Origin of the sequence: Bradyrhizobium sp. AUGA SZCCT0177 (genome assembly GCF_018130125.1) — a bacterium.
Taxonomy (GTDB): Bacteria; Pseudomonadota; Alphaproteobacteria; order Rhizobiales; family Xanthobacteraceae; genus Bradyrhizobium.
The window spans coordinates 79,495-97,272 of record NZ_JAFCMA010000016.1 but is presented as its reverse complement, the minus strand read 5'-3'; the positions used below and the strand labels follow the sequence as shown (position 1 = coordinate 97,272).

General features: G+C 62.2%; 16 protein-coding genes and 2 tRNA genes. 9 read left to right on the top strand and 9 right to left on the bottom strand.

Translation table 11 applies throughout. From position 1 onward, the window contains the following. Positions 1-108: 108 nt before the first annotated feature. Positions 109-1,257, top strand: a complete 1,149-nt coding sequence (locus tag JQ597_RS19855) for a DUF2778 domain-containing protein (RefSeq protein ID WP_212265903.1) — start codon at positions 109-111, stop codon at positions 1,255-1,257. Between the two features lie 239 nt (positions 1,258-1,496). After that, on the top strand, positions 1,497-1,658 hold the full coding sequence (locus JQ597_RS19850; RefSeq protein WP_212265902.1) for a hypothetical protein: 162 nt from the start codon (positions 1,497-1,499) through the stop codon (positions 1,656-1,658). Positions 1,659-1,771: 113 nt separating this feature from the next. On the opposite strand, the gene JQ597_RS19845 is transcribed toward JQ597_RS19850, so the two are convergent. Continuing rightward, positions 1,772-1,963, bottom strand: coding sequence for a ParB N-terminal domain-containing protein (locus JQ597_RS19845; protein WP_212265901.1), 192 nt, complete (start codon positions 1,961-1,963; stop codon positions 1,772-1,774). A 300-nt stretch (positions 1,964-2,263) separates the two neighbouring features. Next, positions 2,264-2,458 (bottom strand): hypothetical protein, encoded by a 195-nt coding sequence (locus tag JQ597_RS19840; RefSeq protein WP_212265900.1) that lies wholly within the window; start codon positions 2,456-2,458, stop codon positions 2,264-2,266. A 425-nt stretch (positions 2,459-2,883) separates the two neighbouring features. Between JQ597_RS19840 and JQ597_RS19835 the strand changes: the two genes are divergently transcribed. The 3 genes from JQ597_RS19835 to JQ597_RS19825 all read left to right on the top strand — a co-directional run bounded on the left by JQ597_RS19835 (position 2,884) and on the right by JQ597_RS19825 (position 4,511). Further along, positions 2,884-2,952, top strand: a tRNA-Ser gene (locus tag JQ597_RS19835). 8 nt (positions 2,953-2,960) lie between these two features. Beyond that, positions 2,961-3,024: transfer RNA gene (locus JQ597_RS19830), tRNA-His, on the top strand. 335 nt (positions 3,025-3,359) lie between these two features. Continuing rightward, complete coding sequence (locus tag JQ597_RS19825) at positions 3,360-4,511, top strand: slipin family protein (protein ID WP_212265899.1); 1,152 nt, start codon at positions 3,360-3,362, stop codon at positions 4,509-4,511. Between the two features lie 70 nt (positions 4,512-4,581). On the opposite strand, the gene JQ597_RS19820 is transcribed toward JQ597_RS19825, so the two are convergent. Then, positions 4,582-5,856 carry a serine hydrolase domain-containing protein gene (locus JQ597_RS19820; protein ID WP_212265898.1) on the bottom strand — a complete coding sequence of 425 codons (1,275 nt, stop codon included), beginning with the start codon at positions 5,854-5,856 and terminating at the stop codon, positions 4,582-4,584. Positions 5,857-6,018: 162 nt separating this feature from the next. Between JQ597_RS19820 and JQ597_RS19815 the strand changes: the two genes are divergently transcribed. Together JQ597_RS19815 and JQ597_RS19810 are read left to right on the top strand one after the other, a co-directional pair. Beyond that, complete coding sequence (locus JQ597_RS19815) at positions 6,019-6,978, top strand: alpha/beta fold hydrolase (protein WP_212265897.1); 960 nt, start codon at positions 6,019-6,021, stop codon at positions 6,976-6,978. 8 nt (positions 6,979-6,986) lie between these two features. Further along, positions 6,987-7,538: a MarR family winged helix-turn-helix transcriptional regulator gene (locus JQ597_RS19810; RefSeq protein WP_212265896.1), complete on the top strand. Its 552-nt coding sequence runs from the start codon at positions 6,987-6,989 to the stop codon at positions 7,536-7,538. Between the two features lie 261 nt (positions 7,539-7,799). Here the strand turns inward: JQ597_RS19810 and groL are convergent, their stop codons facing one another. After that, entirely contained in the window at positions 7,800-9,446 is a 1,647-nt protein-coding gene (gene groL / locus JQ597_RS19805) for a chaperonin GroEL (protein WP_212265895.1), read from the bottom strand. 91 nt (positions 9,447-9,537) lie between these two features. Next, a complete protein-coding gene (locus JQ597_RS19800; protein WP_027539690.1) occupies positions 9,538-9,855 on the bottom strand; it encodes a co-chaperone GroES in 318 nt (105 codons plus the stop codon). A 378-nt stretch (positions 9,856-10,233) separates the two neighbouring features. Between JQ597_RS19800 and JQ597_RS19795 the strand changes: the two genes are divergently transcribed. Together JQ597_RS19795 and JQ597_RS19790 are read left to right on the top strand one after the other, a co-directional pair. After that, positions 10,234-10,521, top strand: a complete 288-nt coding sequence (locus tag JQ597_RS19795; protein ID WP_192734078.1) for an usg protein — start codon at positions 10,234-10,236, stop codon at positions 10,519-10,521. Positions 10,522-10,668: 147 nt separating this feature from the next. After that, positions 10,669-11,244, top strand: coding sequence for a cupin domain-containing protein (locus tag JQ597_RS19790; RefSeq protein ID WP_212265894.1), 576 nt, complete (start codon positions 10,669-10,671; stop codon positions 11,242-11,244). A 139-nt stretch (positions 11,245-11,383) separates the two neighbouring features. On the opposite strand, the gene JQ597_RS19785 is transcribed toward JQ597_RS19790, so the two are convergent. The 4 genes from JQ597_RS19785 to JQ597_RS19770 all read right to left on the bottom strand — a co-directional run bounded on the left by JQ597_RS19785 (position 11,384) and on the right by JQ597_RS19770 (position 17,488). Further along, complete coding sequence (locus JQ597_RS19785; RefSeq protein ID WP_349628859.1) at positions 11,384-12,685, bottom strand: MFS transporter; 1,302 nt, start codon at positions 12,683-12,685, stop codon at positions 11,384-11,386. Positions 12,686-12,736: 51 nt separating this feature from the next. Then, on the bottom strand, positions 12,737-13,249 hold the full coding sequence (locus JQ597_RS19780) for a PRC-barrel domain-containing protein (protein WP_212265893.1): 513 nt from the start codon (positions 13,247-13,249) through the stop codon (positions 12,737-12,739). 88 nt (positions 13,250-13,337) lie between these two features. Further along, positions 13,338-15,539 (bottom strand): amylo-alpha-1,6-glucosidase, encoded by a 2,202-nt coding sequence (locus JQ597_RS19775; protein WP_212265892.1) that lies wholly within the window; start codon positions 15,537-15,539, stop codon positions 13,338-13,340. A gap of 185 nt (positions 15,540-15,724) precedes the next feature. Continuing rightward, on the bottom strand, positions 15,725-17,488 hold the full coding sequence (locus JQ597_RS19770; RefSeq protein ID WP_212265891.1) for an ABC transporter ATP-binding protein: 1,764 nt from the start codon (positions 17,486-17,488) through the stop codon (positions 15,725-15,727). Positions 17,489-17,778: the final 290 nt, after the last annotated feature.

Below are 17,778 nucleotides of genomic sequence, written 5' to 3'. Positions count from 1 at the left end.
TAAAACTCGCCTTAATGACGCTCCGTGTCTTTGCGAGATGCTGCCCGGGAACTTTTCGGGCGCGGCATCAAGCGGGGACTTAGTAGAGTTGTTGTGGACGCAAGGCGAATGAGTACGAGTACCGGTGCGTTTGGCCTTGCGGCCCACAACCGCAAGAAATCTTCCCGGAAAGTCATTCCTCAGCATTTCCTCGGCGGCGTCGCGATCGCAGCCGTGGTGCTGGGCTGCGCCTGGACCGTCTACAGCAATATTTTCGCAGCCGGCATCTATCCCTCGGTCAACAGCGCGGCGTTCGATCCGCCGGTCGTCAAGAGCTCCTCGATTGTCGCGTCGCGTCCGGCGCGGCCCGCCTTCAACGAAGTGTTCGCGTCGCTGCCCCAGCCGGCCCCGAAAATTTCCGCGCCCGTGACCGTCGCTCCTTCGATTATGTTTAACGAAAGGTTTGCAGCCTCGGCGCCGCAAGGGGAAGCATCCAGGGCGATCGAAGCCACGCAAGTGGCGGAGGTCTCGCTGCCGGTCGGTGTGAAGAAGACTGAAGCGCCAAAACCTGGCGAAGCGCCGAAGCCGAAGGAAGCCGCTTCGCAGGCACCGACCCAGGTCGCGTTGAACGTTCCGGCCCCGGCGCCCAAGCAGGCTGAAGCCAAACCCGCCGCGAAGGAATCCGGGGCTTCCGTCCGCGACATGGCGCAGCGCGCCAAGGCGGCGGTGATGTCGATTGCGTCCAACGACAAGCCGAGCATGGTCGAGAAATTGTGGGGCAAGCAGCCCTCGCATGGCGGGCTGTTGTCCTACGCTTCCGCCGACGCCAGCGTCACCGGAAGCCTACCCGATACCCGCGCGCAAAACCCGATGCTGGGCGGATCGCCGCCTTACGACAAGCAGACCGCGGTCTACGACATTTCGGCGAAGATGGTCTATCTGCCCGACGGCACCAAACTCGAAGCGCATTCAGGCCTCGGCGCCAAGATGGACGATGTGCGCTATGCGCATGTGCGGATGCAGGGCGTGACGCCGCCGCATATCTATGACCTGAAGCCGCGCGAGGCGCTGTTCCACGGCGTGCCGGCGCTGCGGCTGACGCCGATCGGCGGGCAGGACAAGATCTTCAACCGTGACGGCCTCCTGGCGCATACCTACATGCTCGGCAGCCGCGGCGATTCCAATGGCTGCGTTTCCTTCAAGGACTATTACGCGTTCCTGAACGCGTACCGGAACCAGGGCATCCGGCGCCTTGCGGTGCTGGCCAGGGTTCAGTGACGCCGCTCGTCGTCCCTGCGAACGCAGGGACTCATACGCGTAGCAATCATTGTTGCAGAAGGTATCTAGCGCGAGCGATCCTAACCGATCGGCCGCGGCGTATGGGTCACCGGGTTCGGCCTTAGGCCACCGAAGAATGTGATCTTCGTAACAGTGCGACCGCCGCCGATCAGTCATCGTTCCGATCGCCGAGGCACTGGTGCATCGGTATCAACCAACCCAAGGTAGGAGGCGTAACTATGGATGCAATCGAAATCGCTGCGTCGGATACCGTGACTGATGCGGAACTCGATGAGGTCAATGGCGGCTTTATCTTCATATTGGTGGGTGCGGCGGCGTTCAGCACCGGCTTTTTCGCCGGGTACGGGGCGGTCAGATTTGCACAGGACATGTCGAAATAACGCAGTCCGTCTGAAAGAAGCGAGCGGAGGCCCCGTTTGCGCGGGGCTTTCTGCGCCCCTTGTCATCCGGGCCACAACGTAACAGAGGCTCATCCCTGCGATGTGCAGCCTCCTCAGGCTGTATGTCGAAGAGTTCCATGATGCTTGAAGAACAGGTCAAGCTTTACAGGTTCGCCGGTATCTCGCCAGAACAGTTTTCGACCGAGGCTGGCTGCCACCGCGAGGCGGTGGTGGCCGCCGATCAGAATATGGTCATCCGTTGTTTTGGCGATGATTTCTCCGTCTTCGTCCACGATGATTTTCATGTGCCGCCTCCAATCCAAGGCCGCCGATCAGCGCCGCCGCGATGGTGCGCATTCTATCTAACCTCGTACGGGCTCCGGGCGTTCCACCCCATGAAGATCATTGTTTCCGGATAACAGGCGCCACATCGCGCACCGCCTTTGTGTACTGATCGTACAGAAAATTAAACCGGAAATGCGCGAGTGCAATTATCTTCAAACATCACCGTCACGTGGTCCCCGCACAAAGTCTGCTTGCGATTGCGGACGACCGCCATCGTTCGACGGTCCCGCGCCAACAGGTCATCACAGTTCTCCTTTGATTTAGCCCTGAGTGAGTTGCTGCATGATCTGTTGAAACATTTGGGCCGGATCGTTCTGACCACCCGGTTCACCCGTTCCTGCTTTGATTTGGGTGAAGGCGCGCAAGGGGAGCGGGAGCCAGCCGCCAGCCACCGCATCGAGCGCCTCGGCGGACAACTCGCGCACGCTCTTCGCATTGATTGCATTTCCAGTCATCACAGTTCTCCTTTGATTTAGCCGACGCGATCATCCAACGCTGGTGCGGCCACGTTTAGCGTCAACCCTCTCGTCGCGAAGGTCACATCGCCAGCCGTCGCGCGCATCGACGAGGCGCGGCACGACGTGGGTAGGCTTCCGGGATGGAAGGCAGCATCATCGGCGCGAGTGCGTCAGCGTCGCGGCGCGGACAGGCGACCGATAGCGGACGGCATCACGTCATCGAATTGCGACGAATGGGCACATTGGTTCGTTAAATGGCTGTGACGGGAAGTCACAGCACTTGCCGAATTTGAAAAACACGCTTGCAACTGAAAGATGTTTCGTTTATTAGCCCGCTCCTTCGCTAGGCCATGGGTTCGGGCTCTCTGAGATCCCGACTGGCGCGAGCCGGTGTCCGGTTTCGTGTTCCGCCGAATGAAGACGCGAGGTGTAGCTCATGGAGAGCGTCGGGGTGAAACCCGAAGGCGTCGGTTCGATTCCGATCTCTTGCGCAACCGAAGGATAGCTCAGTGGTAGAGCAGATGACTATGAATCATCGTGACGCGGGTTCGAATCCCGTTCCAACGCTCCGGTTCAGTCTAAAAAACTGAATTTCCCATTGAAGGGGACCGGACGCGCGCTTCAGTCGCAGTCCGGCCGCATTGCCGCAAGGCTCTTCGTCCGAACCTAGACACTGTACGAACGGCTCTGCGCCGCGGTGGATACCGCTTGCGCTGACGCCGGGAACACCGCTCAAAACGCCCGACATTGTCGGGCGATTGCGCGCGTGCGCCTGTCGTCATGCAAGCTCAAACCACGGTCCGCCGGACTTACAGGAAGCGCCGTTCGGTCCTCCGTTCCTTCAAAACGAAACCAGTCTTCCGACCTCTGGCTGGAAGGCCAATGATGGAGGCGTGCCATGAACTGGCATTTCCTGATGACGCATGTGACGGTGAAGGATGGTGAGCGCGCGTTGCTGACGCGGAGCGGCAGGCTCGAGCGCGTGCTCGGACCCGGCCGGCATCGGCTGTTCGATCCGCGCAACGAATTGGCGGCCGAAGTGTTCAAGGTGGTTCGCGCCGAATTTCCGGTGGAGCGTTACCTGGTGCTGAAGGCTGCACGGCCTGATCTGGCGGCCGAGCTGTTCGAGGCGGTCGAGACCAGGGCGGATGAAGTCGCCATCGTCAACCTCGACGGCCGTCCGATGCAGCTGATGACGCCCTGGCAGGCGCGCGTCTACTGGAAGGTCGCGACCACGATCGATGTCGAGCGCATCGACGTGACCAGCGATCCCAGGGTGACGGTGCGTCATCTGGCGATGATCGATCGCAACCGTTCGGTGGTCGTGACGGAAGCGGTGGTCGAGAACCACGAAGCCGGTCTGCTCTATGTCGAGGGCCGGCTGGTGGAGCGGCTCGCGCCCGGCCGGCACGCGTTCTGGATCGTCGGCCGCAAGGTCGAGGTCAAGCGCCTCGATCTGCGTCCCCAGGCGGTCGAGATCACCGCGCAGGAGATGCTGACCAAGGACCGCATCGCGCTGCGGGTGACCTTGACGGCGTTCCGCCGGATCGTCGATCCCGAGCGGGTCGTCGCCGTGGTGCCTGACGTGGATGCGTGGCTGTACCGGCTGGTGCAGTTCGCGATCCGCGAGGCGGTTGCCGGCCGCACGCTCGACGAGGTGCTGTCCGCAAAGGCAGCTCTCGATGCGGAGCTTCGGGACTATGTCCGCGGGCGTATCGCGGACAGCGGTGTCGAGGTGACGGAGCTCGGCGTCAAGGATGTGATCCTGCCCGGCGAGATCCGCGAGCTGGTGAACAAGGTGGTGGAGGCGGAGCGAGTGGCGAAGGCCAATTTGATCCGCCGGCAGGAAGAGACCGCGGCGACGCGCTCGCTTCTGAACACCGCCAAGCTGATGGAAGAGAACCCGCTGCTGCTGCGGCTCAAGGAACTGGAGTCCCTCGAGCGGCTGGTGGAGAAGGTCGGCCGCATCGACCTTCACGCCGGCGACGGGCAGGGCTTCGATGCCCTGCTCAACAAGCTGGTTCGCCTGAAGCCGGCGGAAAGCGCGTAACAGGAAGGGTCGCCTACGGGCGGCCCTTCATCTCGGTGCAGGGTCGGCGTCCGCGGAAATAGCGGGCGCGTTACTTCTCGTTCTTGCTCGCAATCATCGCGCCGTAAACCATTGCTCTCAGTTCGGCATGATAGGCGGCGCGGATCGACGGCCCCTGGACGAAGACGATGCCGACGAGATTCTCCTTGGTGTCGATGAAGTAGCGCGGTCCCGTGATGCCGCCCCAGAACAGATCGCCGACATTGCCCTGGAACGGCGCGCCGCCGACGCTGACCCGGACCGGATTGACCAGGCTCCAGGAATAACCGTCGCCAGGATGCGCCACGCCGCGCATCGTTCCGATCTGGTCGGCTAGCGCCCATCGAACGGTCATCGGCGATAGCAGGCGGGTGCCGTCGAGCGCTCCGCCGTTGGCGAGAAGTTGCAGCAGCCGGAAGTAATCAGCGGCGGTGGATGCCATTCCCGCGCCGCCGGAGAACCGCTTGGGCGCCCGCGTCACATCGAGCCATTCGAACACCCACATGTCAGGGTCCGTCGGCAAGGGTCGCGCATAGCGCGCAAGCGCATTTCCCTGGACGTGAAACGTCGTGTCACCCATCTTGAGCGGATCCAGCACCAGCTCCTTCAGAGCGACGTCGAGAGGTTTCTTGGTGACGCGCTCGATGATATGGCCGAGCAGGTCGGTCGCGATCGAATATTCGAAAGAGGTGCCCGGTGAAAACGCCAGCGGCAGCGTCGCGAGCTTCTTCAGCATTTCGTCGGCGGACATGTTGTCGACGCGATCGATGCCGAGCTCTCGGTATTTGGCGCGGAGCGGATTGGGCGGGAAGAAGAAGTAGGTGAATCCGGCGCGGTGGGTCATCAGATCGTGAACCGTCGGCTGGCGCGTTGGCGCGGTGAGCTCGGACGTCGCATTGCCGCTGGCGTCTTTCTTCTCGACCGAAATCTTGAGGTCTTTCAGTTCGGGAAGGTAGAGTGCGATCGGCGCCATGATCTGCAATTTGTTCTGCTCGAACAGGCGAAGCGCCGCCACGGTGGTGATCAGTTTGGTCGATGAGGCGATCGCATGAATGGAATTGCGCGCCATCGGGACCTTCTTGTCCTTGTCCTGCCATCCCACGGCCTCGTGAAGCAGCACCTGGCCGTCGCGGGCGATCAGGACCACCGCGCCCGGCGTTCGGCCCTTGTCGACATCGGCCTGCAGCCATCCGGTGATGGCCTTCAGCTTCGCGGTATCGAATCCTGCGCGGGATGAAGCCGTCGCCGTGTCGCGTGCCAAGCCGGGTGCAGGCGCGGCGAGGGCGGTGCCCGCCGCCATCAAGAGTGCGAGTGCGATGTTGCGCATGGTTGCATCTCCCCCTGTTTTGAAGCCCGCTTAATGCGGCGCCAACCGGCGCTGGCTTCACTTTATAGAGCGATTTTGGACTATTTAGTACGATGACGCACTATATACCTTGGAATAGCCTGACAGTCGGATGATTCAGATTCTCGCATGTGCGGTAAGCCGATGACGACAAAACGATTGTTACGGATCGCAGCCAAGGACGGCGAGACGGCGCTTGGCTTGTGGGAGATGCAACCCGTTGGGCCGGCGATCCTTCCGCCGGTGCTGCTGGTGCATGGCGCGACCTTCGGATCGGCGCTGTTCGATCTGCCTTTGGCGGGCTACTCGCTGATGCAGGAGCTTGCGCGGGGTCGCTTTGTCTATGCCATCGATGCCAGGGGATATGGCGTATCGATAGAGACCGGCGTGATGAATGCACCAATGGCGGCGCATCCGCCGTTCTCCCGCGCGCGGCATGCGGTCGCAGACGTCGGTACGGCCGTATCGGAAATCGGGCGGCGCCGAAAGGTTCTGTCGATCGACGTGGTCGGGTTTTCGTGGGGCAGCATCGTCGCCGGCTGGTACGCGAGCCAGCACGCGGCCGATGTCCGCCGGCTGGTGCTGTACGCGCCGCTGTTTGCGGAGAAAAACGCGCTGTGGCTGGACCGCATCGGTGACGCCGCCGACAGCAGCAAACTGGCCGGTCATTTTGGCGCCTATCGGCTCATCACCATGGCCGACGTGGTGGCGCGCTGGAACAGCGATGCGCCGGGCGATCCGGCCGACGTTCGCGCGGATGGCGTGGTGGAAGCGTTGTTCGAGGCGGCGGCGAGCACGGATGTCCTCGCCGGGTCGCATCATCCGCGGGCGTTTCGTTGCCCGAACGGCGCATTTGCGGATCTGGTCGAGGTGTTCAATGGCCGGCCGCTGTACGATCCCGGAACGATCGAGGCGCCGGTCCTGCTGGTGCGGGGCGCATGCGACACCACCTCGACGGCGTCGGATATGCAGCGGCTGGAAGCGGCGATCGGATCGGCCGCGAAATCCTCGCTGGAAATACCCGATGGCTCGCACTTCCTCTGTATCGAGAAAAATCACATGAGCCTATACCGGGCGATAAACACCTATCTGACGATGGATTGAGTGGTGCGATGGCGATCAAGGCGGCGGCGAAGCGCAAGTCCGGCAAGGCGGAAGAGTTGAATGTCGGTTGGCAGCCCGGAGAGCGCGTGATTCACGGCTTGCTGCTCGACGCGATCCTGAAGGACAATCCGATCCCGCTGGCGTACCGGATGAACTACATCGCCAATTTTTATGTCGGCCCGCTGGTGGCGATGATGGAGAAGTCGTTCAGATTGACGCGCTCCGAATGGATCGTTCTGTTTTGCCTGACCCGGCAACCGCGGCTGAACGCCCAGCAGATCAGCGTCGTCACCGGCCGGCCCAAGACCAGCATCGCGGGGGCCGTAAAACTGCTGCAGAAGAAAGGGCTGATCACGCGCAAGACCGACCTCGCCGACAGCCGCGCGCGGGTGCTGCATCTCAGCGAGTCCGGACAGCGCATCTACACCGCGATCATAGGCAGCTTTATCGAGCGCGAAAAAGCCATGCTGGAAACGCTCGATCCTGCGGAGCGGCGCGAGCTCGGCCGACTGTTCGGCAAGATCATCGCCGCCGCCGATGCGTGGGCGAAGCCGTATTGACGGGACGTTTCGGGGCGGTGGCGGGGCGAGCGGATGAACTGGCCGCGGGTTCGTGTTGAACGATAAGCGACCACAAATTATCCTCCGTCATAACCTCGATCGCGCGTATGGATTCCCCGATACGCAATTGCGCATCTGCGGCCAGCGCCAAGCGGCGCGTCCCGGAGAGGGATTGCTGGCCTTCGAAAACCCCAACAAACAAAAACCCCGGCATCGCTGCCGGGGTTTTGCATTCTTTGACGTTCGCCTGGATGGCTGGACTTAGAAGTCCATGCCACCCATGCCGCCGCCGCCGGGGGGCATACCGCCGCCGCCGCCCGCGTTTTTCTTCGGCAGTTCGGCGATCATGGCTTCGGTGGTGATCAGGAGAGCCGCAACCGACGCTGCGTTCTGGATCGCCGCACGAACCACCTTGGTCGGGTCGATGATGCCCTTGGAGACCAGGTTGCCGTATTCGCCGGTCTGCGAGTCGAAGCCGTAGTTGTACTGGTCCTTCTCGAGGATCTTGCCGACGATGACCGAGCCGTCTTCACCAGCGTTGATCGCGATCTGGCGGGCCGGCGCGGACAGCGCCTTGCGCACGATCTCGACGCCGGTCTTCTGGTCGTCGTTCGCGGTCTTGATGCGCTTGAGCTGCTCGGAGGCACGCAGCAGGGCGACGCCGCCGCCCGGCACGATGCCTTCTTCAACCGCCGCACGGGTCGCATGCATCGCGTCATCCACGCGATCCTTGCGCTCCTTGACTTCGACTTCGGTCGCGCCGCCGACGCGGATCACCGCGACGCCGCCTGCGAGCTTGGCCAGACGCTCCTGCAGCTTCTCACGGTCGTAGTCCGAGGTGGTTTCCTCGATCTGCGCCTTGATCTGCTGAACGCGCGCCTCGATGTCGGCCTTCTTGCCGGCGCCGTTGACGATGGTGGTGTTTTCCTTGTCGATCATCACCTTCTTGGCGCGACCGAGCATCTGCAGCGTGACGTTCTCGAGCTTGATGCCGAGATCTTCCGAGATCGCCTGACCACCGGTCAGAACCGCGATGTCCTGCAGCATGGCCTTGCGGCGATCGCCGAAGCCCGGAGCCTTGACGGCAGCGACCTTGAGGCCGCCACGCAGACGGTTGACGACGAGGGTGGCGAGAGCTTCGCCTTCGACGTCTTCCGCGACGATGACCAGCGGCTTGCCGGTCTGCACCACGGCTTCGAGCAGCGGCAGCAGCTCGTTCAGCGAGGAGAGCTTCTTCTCGTTGATCAGGATGTAGGCGTCGTCCATTTCAACGCGCATCTTGTCGGCGTTGGTGACGAAGTAGGGTGAGATATAGCCGCGGTCGAACTGCATGCCTTCGACGACGTCGAGTTCGGTCTCGAGCGACTTGGCTTCTTCAACCGTGATGACGCCCTCGTTGCCGACCTTCTTCATGGCGTCGGCGAGGAACTTGCCGATTTCGGCGTCGCCATTGGCGGAGATGGTGCCGACCTGGGCGATTTCCTCGTTCGAGGTGACCTTCTTGGAGTTCTTGACGAGGTCGGCGACCACGGCTTCCACAGCCAGGTCGATACCGCGCTTCAGGTCCATCGGGTTCATGCCGGCAGCAACCGACTTGGCACCTTCACGGACGATCGCAGCCGCGAGCACGGTTGCGGTGGTGGTGCCGTCGCCGGCAGCATCTGCGGACTTGGAGGCGACTTCGCGCACCATCTGCGCGCCCATGTTCTCGAACTTGTCTTCGAGTTCGATTTCCTTGGCGACGGTAACGCCGTCCTTGGTGATGCGGGGAGCGCCGAACGACTTGTCGAGCACGACGTTGCGGCCCTTCGGGCCGAGCGTGACCTTCACGGCATTGGCGAGAATGTCGACGCCGCGCAGCATGCGGTCGCGGGCATCAACGCCGAATTTGACTTCTTTAGCTGACATATTTGATTTCCCTGAGTTGAACTTGGTGTCTCACCCTTGTCGCGGAGCGCCTCGCAGGCGCTCCTCAGGGGTGAGCGTGTGCGGGTTTGGCTTAGGCGGCCTTCTTCTTGGTCGCGGGAACGTCGGTGAGGACGCCCATGATGTCGCTTTCCTTCATGATCAGCAGTTCCTGGCCATCGAGTTTGACCTCGGTGCCGGACCACTTGCCGAACAGGACGCGGTCGCCGACCTTGAGGTCGATCGGGATCAGCTTGCCAGCTTCGTCACGGCCACCGGGGCCGACGGCGGTGATTTCGCCCTGGGAGGGCTTTTCCTTGGCACTGTCCGGAATGATGATGCCGCCAGCAGTCTTCTCTTCGGCGTCGATGCGCTTGACCACGACGCGGTCGTGAAGCGGACGGAATTTCATGCAGTCCTCCTAAGTTTTTGCAACTGTTGTCGAATTCTGGGATTTTGGCAGTCCGAGCAGGCGAGTGCTAGCTCGGCTGCGGCTGATTTAAGCCAGTCTTGTTCGGGGGACAAGGGCTTCTAGCAGAAAAATTGGCACTCAAATATGACGGCTGCCAATTTCATTCATCATGATTAATCGAGGTAAACGGCCTGCCGAGCCCGTATTAGCACGTGCGGTAAGCTGCTGCTAACGCGTGATTTTTCAACAGTTCATTAAACATTTAGGCTTGTGATGGGTGGGTATCGTGCGTCACATTTCTCTCATGTGAGCGCATCTCCGCCGGGGTGGCTCGGTGTGGCCACCACGTGAAATGCGCTTCCACCGATGGAGGTTGGCATGGTCTCGCGGGTTGGGGTTGTTTCCGACGATTTCCGGAAGCAGGTGCTGGGTTATGGGCTGACGACGGCGGAAATTCTCTATCGGCTGCCGGATCATCCCTCGCTGCTGCAAACCTACGTCTGGCAGAATTATGATCTGTTTCCGAAATTTCCGGCGCTGAAAGATTTTCTGGCCTTCTGGCAGGAAAAGCTCGACGGCCCGCTGTATTCGGTCACGGTCGCGCATTCCAAGCTGATCAAGCCGGCAGAACTTCGCGCTGTGGACGGCGTTTTCAGGCTGCATTGAGCGGACAGGATTCGTAGGGTGGGTAGAGCGTAGCGAAACCCACCATCTTCGTCGCCACGACGGCGGTGGGTTACGGCTTCGCCTAACCCACCCTACGAATTTCAATTTGTGTTAGCCTCCCGCCATCAAACAAACGGGAGGGCGCCAATGGCCAAGCAAAAAGCGACATCGAAAGCCGCAGCCAAAACCGCGGTGAAGAAGAAATGGACGGGCCTCGGTACGGCAGCCAAATCTTCAGCCCGCAAGACCATCGCATCAAAAGGCCGCGTCGCCACAGCCAAATCGAAGGCGGCAGCCAAGCCAACGGCCAAGGCCGTAGCAAAGCCGAAGGCGCGGCCGAAACAGCGCATCGCCATCAGCCATCATCGGGATGAGGATTTTAAGGCCGACGGCCTGCGCACCTATGCGCAGTACCGCGATCTCGGCATTGCCGCGGCGACCCATGGCCTCGCGCAAGCGCATGTGATCCGGCTGATCGGACCCTGCAATCCGGAGGAAGTTTCAAAACTGCATTATCACGACGTCGAATTCCAGATGGTCTATGTGCTCAAGGGGTGGGTGAAGACCTACATGGAAGGCCAGGGCGAGACCTTGATGAAACAGGGCGGCTGCTGGACCCAGCCGCCGCGCATCAGGCATCTGATCCTGGACTATTCTGACGACGTCGAATTGCTGGAAGTGATTTTGCCGGCGGAATTCAAGACGGTGGAATTATCGTCGTAAGTCCGCGCGAGCGCGAATGTTAGTGTTCGTCATGGCCGGGCTTGTAGTCCCGGCCATCTACGTCTTGTCTCGCGCAAAGGAAGTAAGTCGTGGATGCCCGGGGCGTAGGCGAGCGTAAGCGACGCCGTCCTTCAGACGGCTATGCCCGGGCATGACGGGGCGGCTTCGTTTCCGGCATCACAAACGCAATCAGACAAAGCCCGACGCAGGCAATGGCGGACAGGCCGAGGAAGGCTACGCTATGTCCGAAATGGTCGCTGACATAGCCTGCCAGGATATTGCTGCAGGAAGCGCCGATGCCGACCGCCGTCCCCACCACGCCCTGGGCGAGGTTGAAATGGCCGCTGCCGAAGGCGATGTCGGCGACAGTCAACGGGATGAGAACGCCAAACACCGCGGCGGTAACGCCGTCAAAGAATTGCACGGCGACCAGCAGATAGGGATCGGTGACGGTTGCGAACAGCACGCCGCGGATGGCGAGCGCGGTGAAGCCGATCAGCAGCAGCGGCCGGCGGCCCCATTGTTGCGCCTTACGGCCGACCGATGGCGAGGTCAGCGCCACGATCGCTTGCGGCAGGATGATGCACGCCGCGATCAGCACCGGCGCCCACTGGGTCGAACGCGTCGTCACGATGCCGGCCATCAAGGGCAGCATCGCGGCGTTGGCGAGCTGCAGCAACATCACGGCACCGGCAAAGATCAGGAGCGGGCGCTGGCGCAACAGATGCAGCACGCTGGTGGCTTCGGGATCCGGCTTGGCGCGGACGATCGCGCCATGGGCCTGCTCCGGATCGATTTCGCGATCCCTGATCCGGGATAGCGCTATGATGGTGAAGATCACCAGAACAAAGGTGGCGAGAAACACCGAGCGGCTGGAGATGAAATAGCCGCAGGCCCCCATCAGCGCCGCGGCGACGCCGTTGCCAATCGACGCGAACCGGGCATTGCGCCCGAGCCGTTCGCCGATCGCGGACGGTCCGACCAATCCGAGACTGATCGCGGCGATCGCCGGGCCGAGCACGCAACTCGCCATGGCGTGCAATGTCGCCGCCGCTGCGATGACGGGAAAGATCGGCCATGCCGCATAGGCCAGCGCTGCGACTCCAATCGCTGCGACCGCGAAACCGGCGACCAGCCGTTCTCTCCGGGCGGCGTCGATGATGGCGCCGCCCGGCATCTGGCCGATCAACCCGACAATGCCGCCGATCGACAGCACCAGCCCGATCTCGACCTGGGTCCATTTCTGCGTCGTCAGATAGACCGCGACGAACGGACCAAAGCCGGTCTGGACGTCGGCGAGAAAGAAGATGAACCAGTCGAGGCCGCGCTGGCTTTGCGCCGAAGGGTGGGGCTCAGGCGATGCCGGCGGCGGCGGTGACGTGTCGCCGCGTTCATCGACGGACGGCGCGCCCCGCGTCTCATCGGCAAAATCCTTGGCAATATCTTTGGGATATGGGTTCGGGCGCGCGGACAGTGGAATTCTCCTCCTCCGTCAGTGGTCGAATTGCAGGGGTTGCAGACTGCCGGTGGCGCCGAGCACCACGATCGGCGTATCTTCCTTGTATTCGGGCGCGGCCTTGACCTGTTCCAACGTCAATTCGAGCGTCATGCTTTCCTTCTTGTTGGTAACTTGTCCGAAGTGGAGTGCGTTCCAGTCGACGACGATCTTTCGGCTGCCGACGCCGAGAAAGCCGCCGAAATCGATCACCGCGGCGCGCACGGTTCCGGAGCGATCGACGATCACGTCGACGATGCGCCCCATGTTCTCGCCAGCCGTGCTGCGGACATCGCGTCCGAGAATCCCGCGTGCGTCCGCCGCGCGGATGACCGTGACGGAAGGCGGGGGCACCGGTTCTTTCGGCGCATCCGGCGAGGCCTTTGCCGCCGGACTTGGTGCGGCGGGGGCCGGCGGGCCCTTGTCTGGCTCCTGCGCGACCGCCAATGCGCCGAGGGATATCGCGCTCCACACCAGAACGGCTGCCGTGATCTTTTGCCCTGAACGCATGCGGTCTCCTGAAGCTCTTCGCTGTTGCGCAGAGGTGACGAACCGGCCGCAGCCGGTTTCGTCACCATTTCCCCGAGTACGATCGCCGTCAGCGCGACAACACGATCGAGACCTGAACGCGGCCGCGCGTCCGCATCATTTCGAGCGATACATCGTCGCCGTGACGGCGCAGGCGAAGATCCACGCTGCAATCGCCAAGCCGCAAGTCACGCAGCACGACCTCGTTCAGGAATTCCGGCAGACGCGGATTACGCAGGCGGATTTCGCCGGCCCGCGCATCGAATTCCAGGCCGAGCGAAGCTTCCAGCAGCGTGAACGGCGTCGCGCTCGCCCATGCCTGCGGCGAGCACGCCACGGGATAGAGCGTCGGGCCAAACCGCCGCTCGCGGTGGAAGCCGCAGAACAATTCCGGCAACCGCCTGAGATCCATGTAACTCGCCGCGCCGAACAACCCCTTGAACAGATGTTCGACGGAATGTTTCAGGCCGTAGCGGGCAAGGCCCAGCGCGATCAGCGCGTTGTCGTGCGGCCAGATCGAGCCGTTGTGGTAGGACATCGGGTTGTAGCGGGACTCGCCTGATGCCACGGTGCGAATGCCCCAGCCGGTGAAGAAGCGCGGCCGCATCAGGTCGGCGGCGACCATGCGCGCACGGTCCTCGCCAATGATGCCCGTGAATAGAAGCTGGCCGGCATTGGATGTCCGCACCTTGCACGGCCGCTTGGCGCCATCGAGCGCGAGCGCGTAGGTGCCCATGTCAGGACACCAGAACGCCTCCTCAAAGCGCGCGGCAAGTTGGGTTGCCTCCTCGTCGAGCCTGCGCGCCTTCTCGGCAAAGCCAAGCTGGCGCGCGCAACGCGCTGCCAGCCGTTTGCCGGCGAAGACGTAACCCTGAACCTCGCACAGGGCGATGTGGCCCTCGGCCAACTGGCCATCGGCATGAAAGATTGCGTCGAAGGAATCCTTCCAGCCCTGGTTGGCGAGGCCCTGTTCGGAGGCGCGCCGATATTCGACAAAGCCGTCACGATCAGGGTCGCCGGGACCGTCGATCCAGGCCAGCGCGGCCTCGATCGCGGGCCACAGCTCGCGCAGCGTGTCCTCGTCACCGGTGCGCTCGAAATAGAATCCCGCCAGCAGCACGAACAGCGGCGTGGAATCGACGCTGCCATAATATTGCGCGAACGGCACTTCGCGTAGCGCCGCCATTTCGCCGCCGCGCATTTCATGCAGGATCTTGCCGGGTTCGGCGTCGTTCAGGGCATCGACGGCCTTGGCTTGATAGGCAGCGAGCCGTTTGAGCACGCCGCAGGCCACGCGCGGGTCGATCCACAGCATCTGCAGCGCTGATATCAGGCCGTCGCGGCCGAACGTAGTCGAATACCAGGGAATGCCGGCATAGGGATAGCGGCCATGCGGGGTGTCGGTCATCAGCATGTTGAGATCGGCCATCGACTGGCACAACACCTCATTGAAGATGCTGTTCGAGGTTTCGACGCTGGCGGTGCCCGCGGTGGAACGGCGCATTTCGCGGCGATGTGCGAGCAGGCCACGCATGAACGGCGCCGGCCGGTGCTCCGCGGCATAGTTGCAGGTCACCGCAACGAACACCGACGTAAGCTGTTGCGGCTCGAGCACGAAATGATAGCTGCCGCTGTTCACCGCCAGCAGGGTCGGGCGCGGGTCGAAATGCAGATTGGTCGTTCGCGCCTCGCCGTCGAGGCCGTGATATTCGAACCTGACATCGGCGGGGCTGAGCAGCTCGCTGGTGCCGGTGCCGCGGCGCGGGCGCCTGGCGCCGCGCACCTCGAACAGATCGGCGAAATCATTGTCGAACAGGAAGGTCAGATCAATGTGTGCCGCCCGGTCGCCATGGTTCTGGACGGCGATCCGCTGATAGGCGGTGCCGCGCCACAGGAAGATGGTGCGCACGATGTGGATCAGATCCTTCTGCAGGACGATCCGGTCGCCGTCATAGATGTCGGGATTGGTGAGGTCGATCGTCAGTGCGGAATTGTCGTCGCGCAGGTTGGAGCCGAGCAGCAATGGCTGAGTCTGGTTCAGCAAGAGCTCGAGCCGCGCCAGATAGCGGGTATCGGCATTGAACAGTCCATCGGGCCCACCGGCCGAAGCACCGATGTCGCCATGGCTGTCGAGGACGATGAACGTATCGTCATGCTTGAGGGTGCGGCGCGGCCGTGCCGCCTGGCCGGTCATGGGAATGTAGAACGGCGATTCCGTGATCTGCTCCGCGAGCGGAGCATCCGCCCGCTGGACGTTGGCTTTGGTGGCCATGCGTAACCTCTGTCCTGTAACTCTAGAGCCTTTTCCGTTCCGATTAAATCGGAACGGGCTAGATTCTTGATTTGACGCGTTTCATTGACGCCAACCGGTATCCAATTCGCTGGAAAACGCTCTAGCGGATACCGCTCCGCACGCCGCGACGCCGATCTGACTGTGTCTCAATTCGCCGCCGCGATTCAGGCTGCGTGGATCGCGAGACGGTTCATTTCCTGGGTCACGAGCTGCCGGTACGGGCCGGTTTCACGCATCAGGCGGTCGGGCGGACCATCCTCGATGACCTTGCCATCCTTGAGCATCACGACGCGGTCAAAATTGCGCAGCGTCGCGAGACGGTGCGCAATCGCGATCACGGTGCGGCCGCGCATCAGGCGGCCGAGCGCATCGCGGATGGCCTCTTCGGATTCGCCGTCAAGCGCGGCAGTTGCCTCGTCGAGCAGCAGGATCGGCGCGTCCTTCAGAAACGCGCGCGCGATCGCGATGCGTTGTCGCTGGCCGCCGGAGAGCTTGACGCCGCGATCGCCGACCATGGTGGCAAGGCCGTCGGGCAGATTTTCGACGAAGTCACACCGCGCCGCGATCGCCGCGCGTAAAACCTCGTCGTCGGTCGCCGTTGGGCGGCCATAGCGGATGTTCTCCATGATGGAGCGGTGGAACATCGAGATGTCCTGCGGCACCACCGAGATCGCCTCGCGCAGGCTTTGCTGGGTGACGCGCGAGATATCCTGGCCGTCGATGGTGATACTGCCTTTGTCCACGTCGTAGAAGCGCTGCAACAGCACGAACAGGCTGGATTTGCCGCCGCCGGACTGGCCGACCAGGCCGACGCGCTGTCCGGGTTTGAGATTCAGGTTGAATTTGTCGAACACCTGGACACCGCCGGGATATCCGAACGAGATGTTCCTGAAGGTGATGGCCGCACCGCTCTTGATCAGCGGTTCGGCCTCGGGATGGTCGCGCAGTTCATGCGGCTGCAGCAGCGTTGCGATCGCCTCCGAGAGCCGGGCCGTGTGCTGGGTGACATCGACAAGCGCTACCGCCAGATCGCGGGTCGCGTGCAGGATGGAGAGGCCGAGCGTGCAGACCAGCACCACGTCGCCGGTCGTGGCCTTGCCGCTCTGCCACAGCGTGACCGCCCAGTACAAAAGGGCCACCGTCAACGCCAGCGTGATCACCGCATGGATGAGCCGCAGCTTTTCCAGATAGCGCAGGCTTCGGCCTCGCGCGGTCAATTCGCGGTCGACGGTGTCGTCGAAACGATTGTGCTCATGGTCGAGCCCGCAGAAGGCTCGCACCAGCGGCATGTTGTTGATGACGTCGACCATTTCGCCGTCAACGGCGGCGGCCTTGTGGGCGTAGTCGTCATGTAACGGCTTGCCAGCGGCCGCGATCCGGAACATGGCGATGAGGACCACGCTTGCGATCACGACCATGCCGGCGGCCATCGGCAGGCTGACGGTTCCAATCAGAGCAATTGCCACAATTGTGGCGATGCAGGGCGGCAACACGTTCCATACGAACATGTTCTCCACCGTGAAGACGGCATTCGAAGTGGCGGTGATCCGGCTTGTCAGCATGCCCGGCAGCCGATCGATGAAATAGCTCGGGGCATGCCCGGTCAAATGGCGGAACATGTCGCGGCGCAGATCGCCGGTGACGCCGACAAAGGTGAAGCTCGCGGTCCAGCTAGCGATCCGCCACAGCAAAACGTCGGAACCAATCAGCGCTATGAGAAAAACGAATGCCAGCCATACACCGGCGCTATGCGCCGGTCCGGCGGCGAGGGCGTCGACGAGATACTTCACGCCGTATTGGGTGCCGACCGAGCAGGCAACGGCGGCAACAACCGCGACCAATATCACCAGATGCGACGTGCGCCGCTGGCGCAGATAGCGCATGACGAAGTGGAAAGGGCGGTTTGCATATCCCGAAAGATTGTCCATGTGCCTGCTAAACCTGTTGGAGATAAACGAGAATCCCTAGCGGATCGCCGATTGCCGGGAGCCGGTCTTGATGAGGATCATCCCGAGGACGCAGCTGCGCCTCATCTGCACAACAATTCCGCAGCAAGGTTGGTCCGAAGAGCCTGATCACATGTGATGTCATGAGCAAGACGACAGTGTGCGCGAAGTGCGCATCATCTTGGAACTTCGCAGGTGCGTAAACGTTCCCGACTTGGCGATGCCGCGCCACGAGGGGCTGAGGGCTTTCAAAGCAGAGTCAGAGATCAGGA

Excerpts from the sequence above, each read along its gene's own strand:
- JQ597_RS19800 (WP_027539690.1), bottom strand. The coding sequence starts at position 9,855 with ATGAAATTCCGTCCGCTTCACGACCGCGTCGTGGTCAAGCGCATCGAC.
- JQ597_RS19795 (WP_192734078.1), top strand. The coding sequence starts at position 10,234 with ATGGTCTCGCGGGTTGGGGTTGTTTCCGACGATTTCCGGAAGCAGGTG.
- JQ597_RS19790 (WP_212265894.1), top strand. The coding sequence starts at position 10,669 with ATGGCCAAGCAAAAAGCGACATCGAAAGCCGCAGCCAAAACCGCGGTG.
- JQ597_RS19825 (WP_212265899.1), top strand. The coding sequence starts at position 3,360 with ATGAACTGGCATTTCCTGATGACGCATGTGACGGTGAAGGATGGTGAG.
- JQ597_RS19780 (WP_212265893.1), bottom strand. The coding sequence starts at position 13,249 with ATGCGTTCAGGGCAAAAGATCACGGCAGCCGTTCTGGTGTGGAGCGCG.
- JQ597_RS19840 (WP_212265900.1), bottom strand. The coding sequence starts at position 2,458 with ATGACTGGAAATGCAATCAATGCGAAGAGCGTGCGCGAGTTGTCCGCC.
- groL (WP_212265895.1), bottom strand. The coding sequence starts at position 9,446 with ATGTCAGCTAAAGAAGTCAAATTCGGCGTTGATGCCCGCGACCGCATG.
- JQ597_RS19855 (WP_212265903.1), top strand. The coding sequence starts at position 109 with ATGAGTACGAGTACCGGTGCGTTTGGCCTTGCGGCCCACAACCGCAAG.
- JQ597_RS19775 (WP_212265892.1), bottom strand. The coding sequence starts at position 15,539 with ATGGCCACCAAAGCCAACGTCCAGCGGGCGGATGCTCCGCTCGCGGAG.
- JQ597_RS19845 (WP_212265901.1), bottom strand. The coding sequence starts at position 1,963 with ATGAAAATCATCGTGGACGAAGACGGAGAAATCATCGCCAAAACAACG.
- JQ597_RS19810 (WP_212265896.1), top strand. The coding sequence starts at position 6,987 with ATGGCGATCAAGGCGGCGGCGAAGCGCAAGTCCGGCAAGGCGGAAGAG.
- JQ597_RS19815 (WP_212265897.1), top strand. The coding sequence starts at position 6,019 with ATGACGACAAAACGATTGTTACGGATCGCAGCCAAGGACGGCGAGACG.
- JQ597_RS19770 (WP_212265891.1), bottom strand. The coding sequence starts at position 17,488 with ATGGACAATCTTTCGGGATATGCAAACCGCCCTTTCCACTTCGTCATG.
- JQ597_RS19820 (WP_212265898.1), bottom strand. The coding sequence starts at position 5,856 with ATGCGCAACATCGCACTCGCACTCTTGATGGCGGCGGGCACCGCCCTC.
- JQ597_RS19850 (WP_212265902.1), top strand. The coding sequence starts at position 1,497 with ATGGATGCAATCGAAATCGCTGCGTCGGATACCGTGACTGATGCGGAA.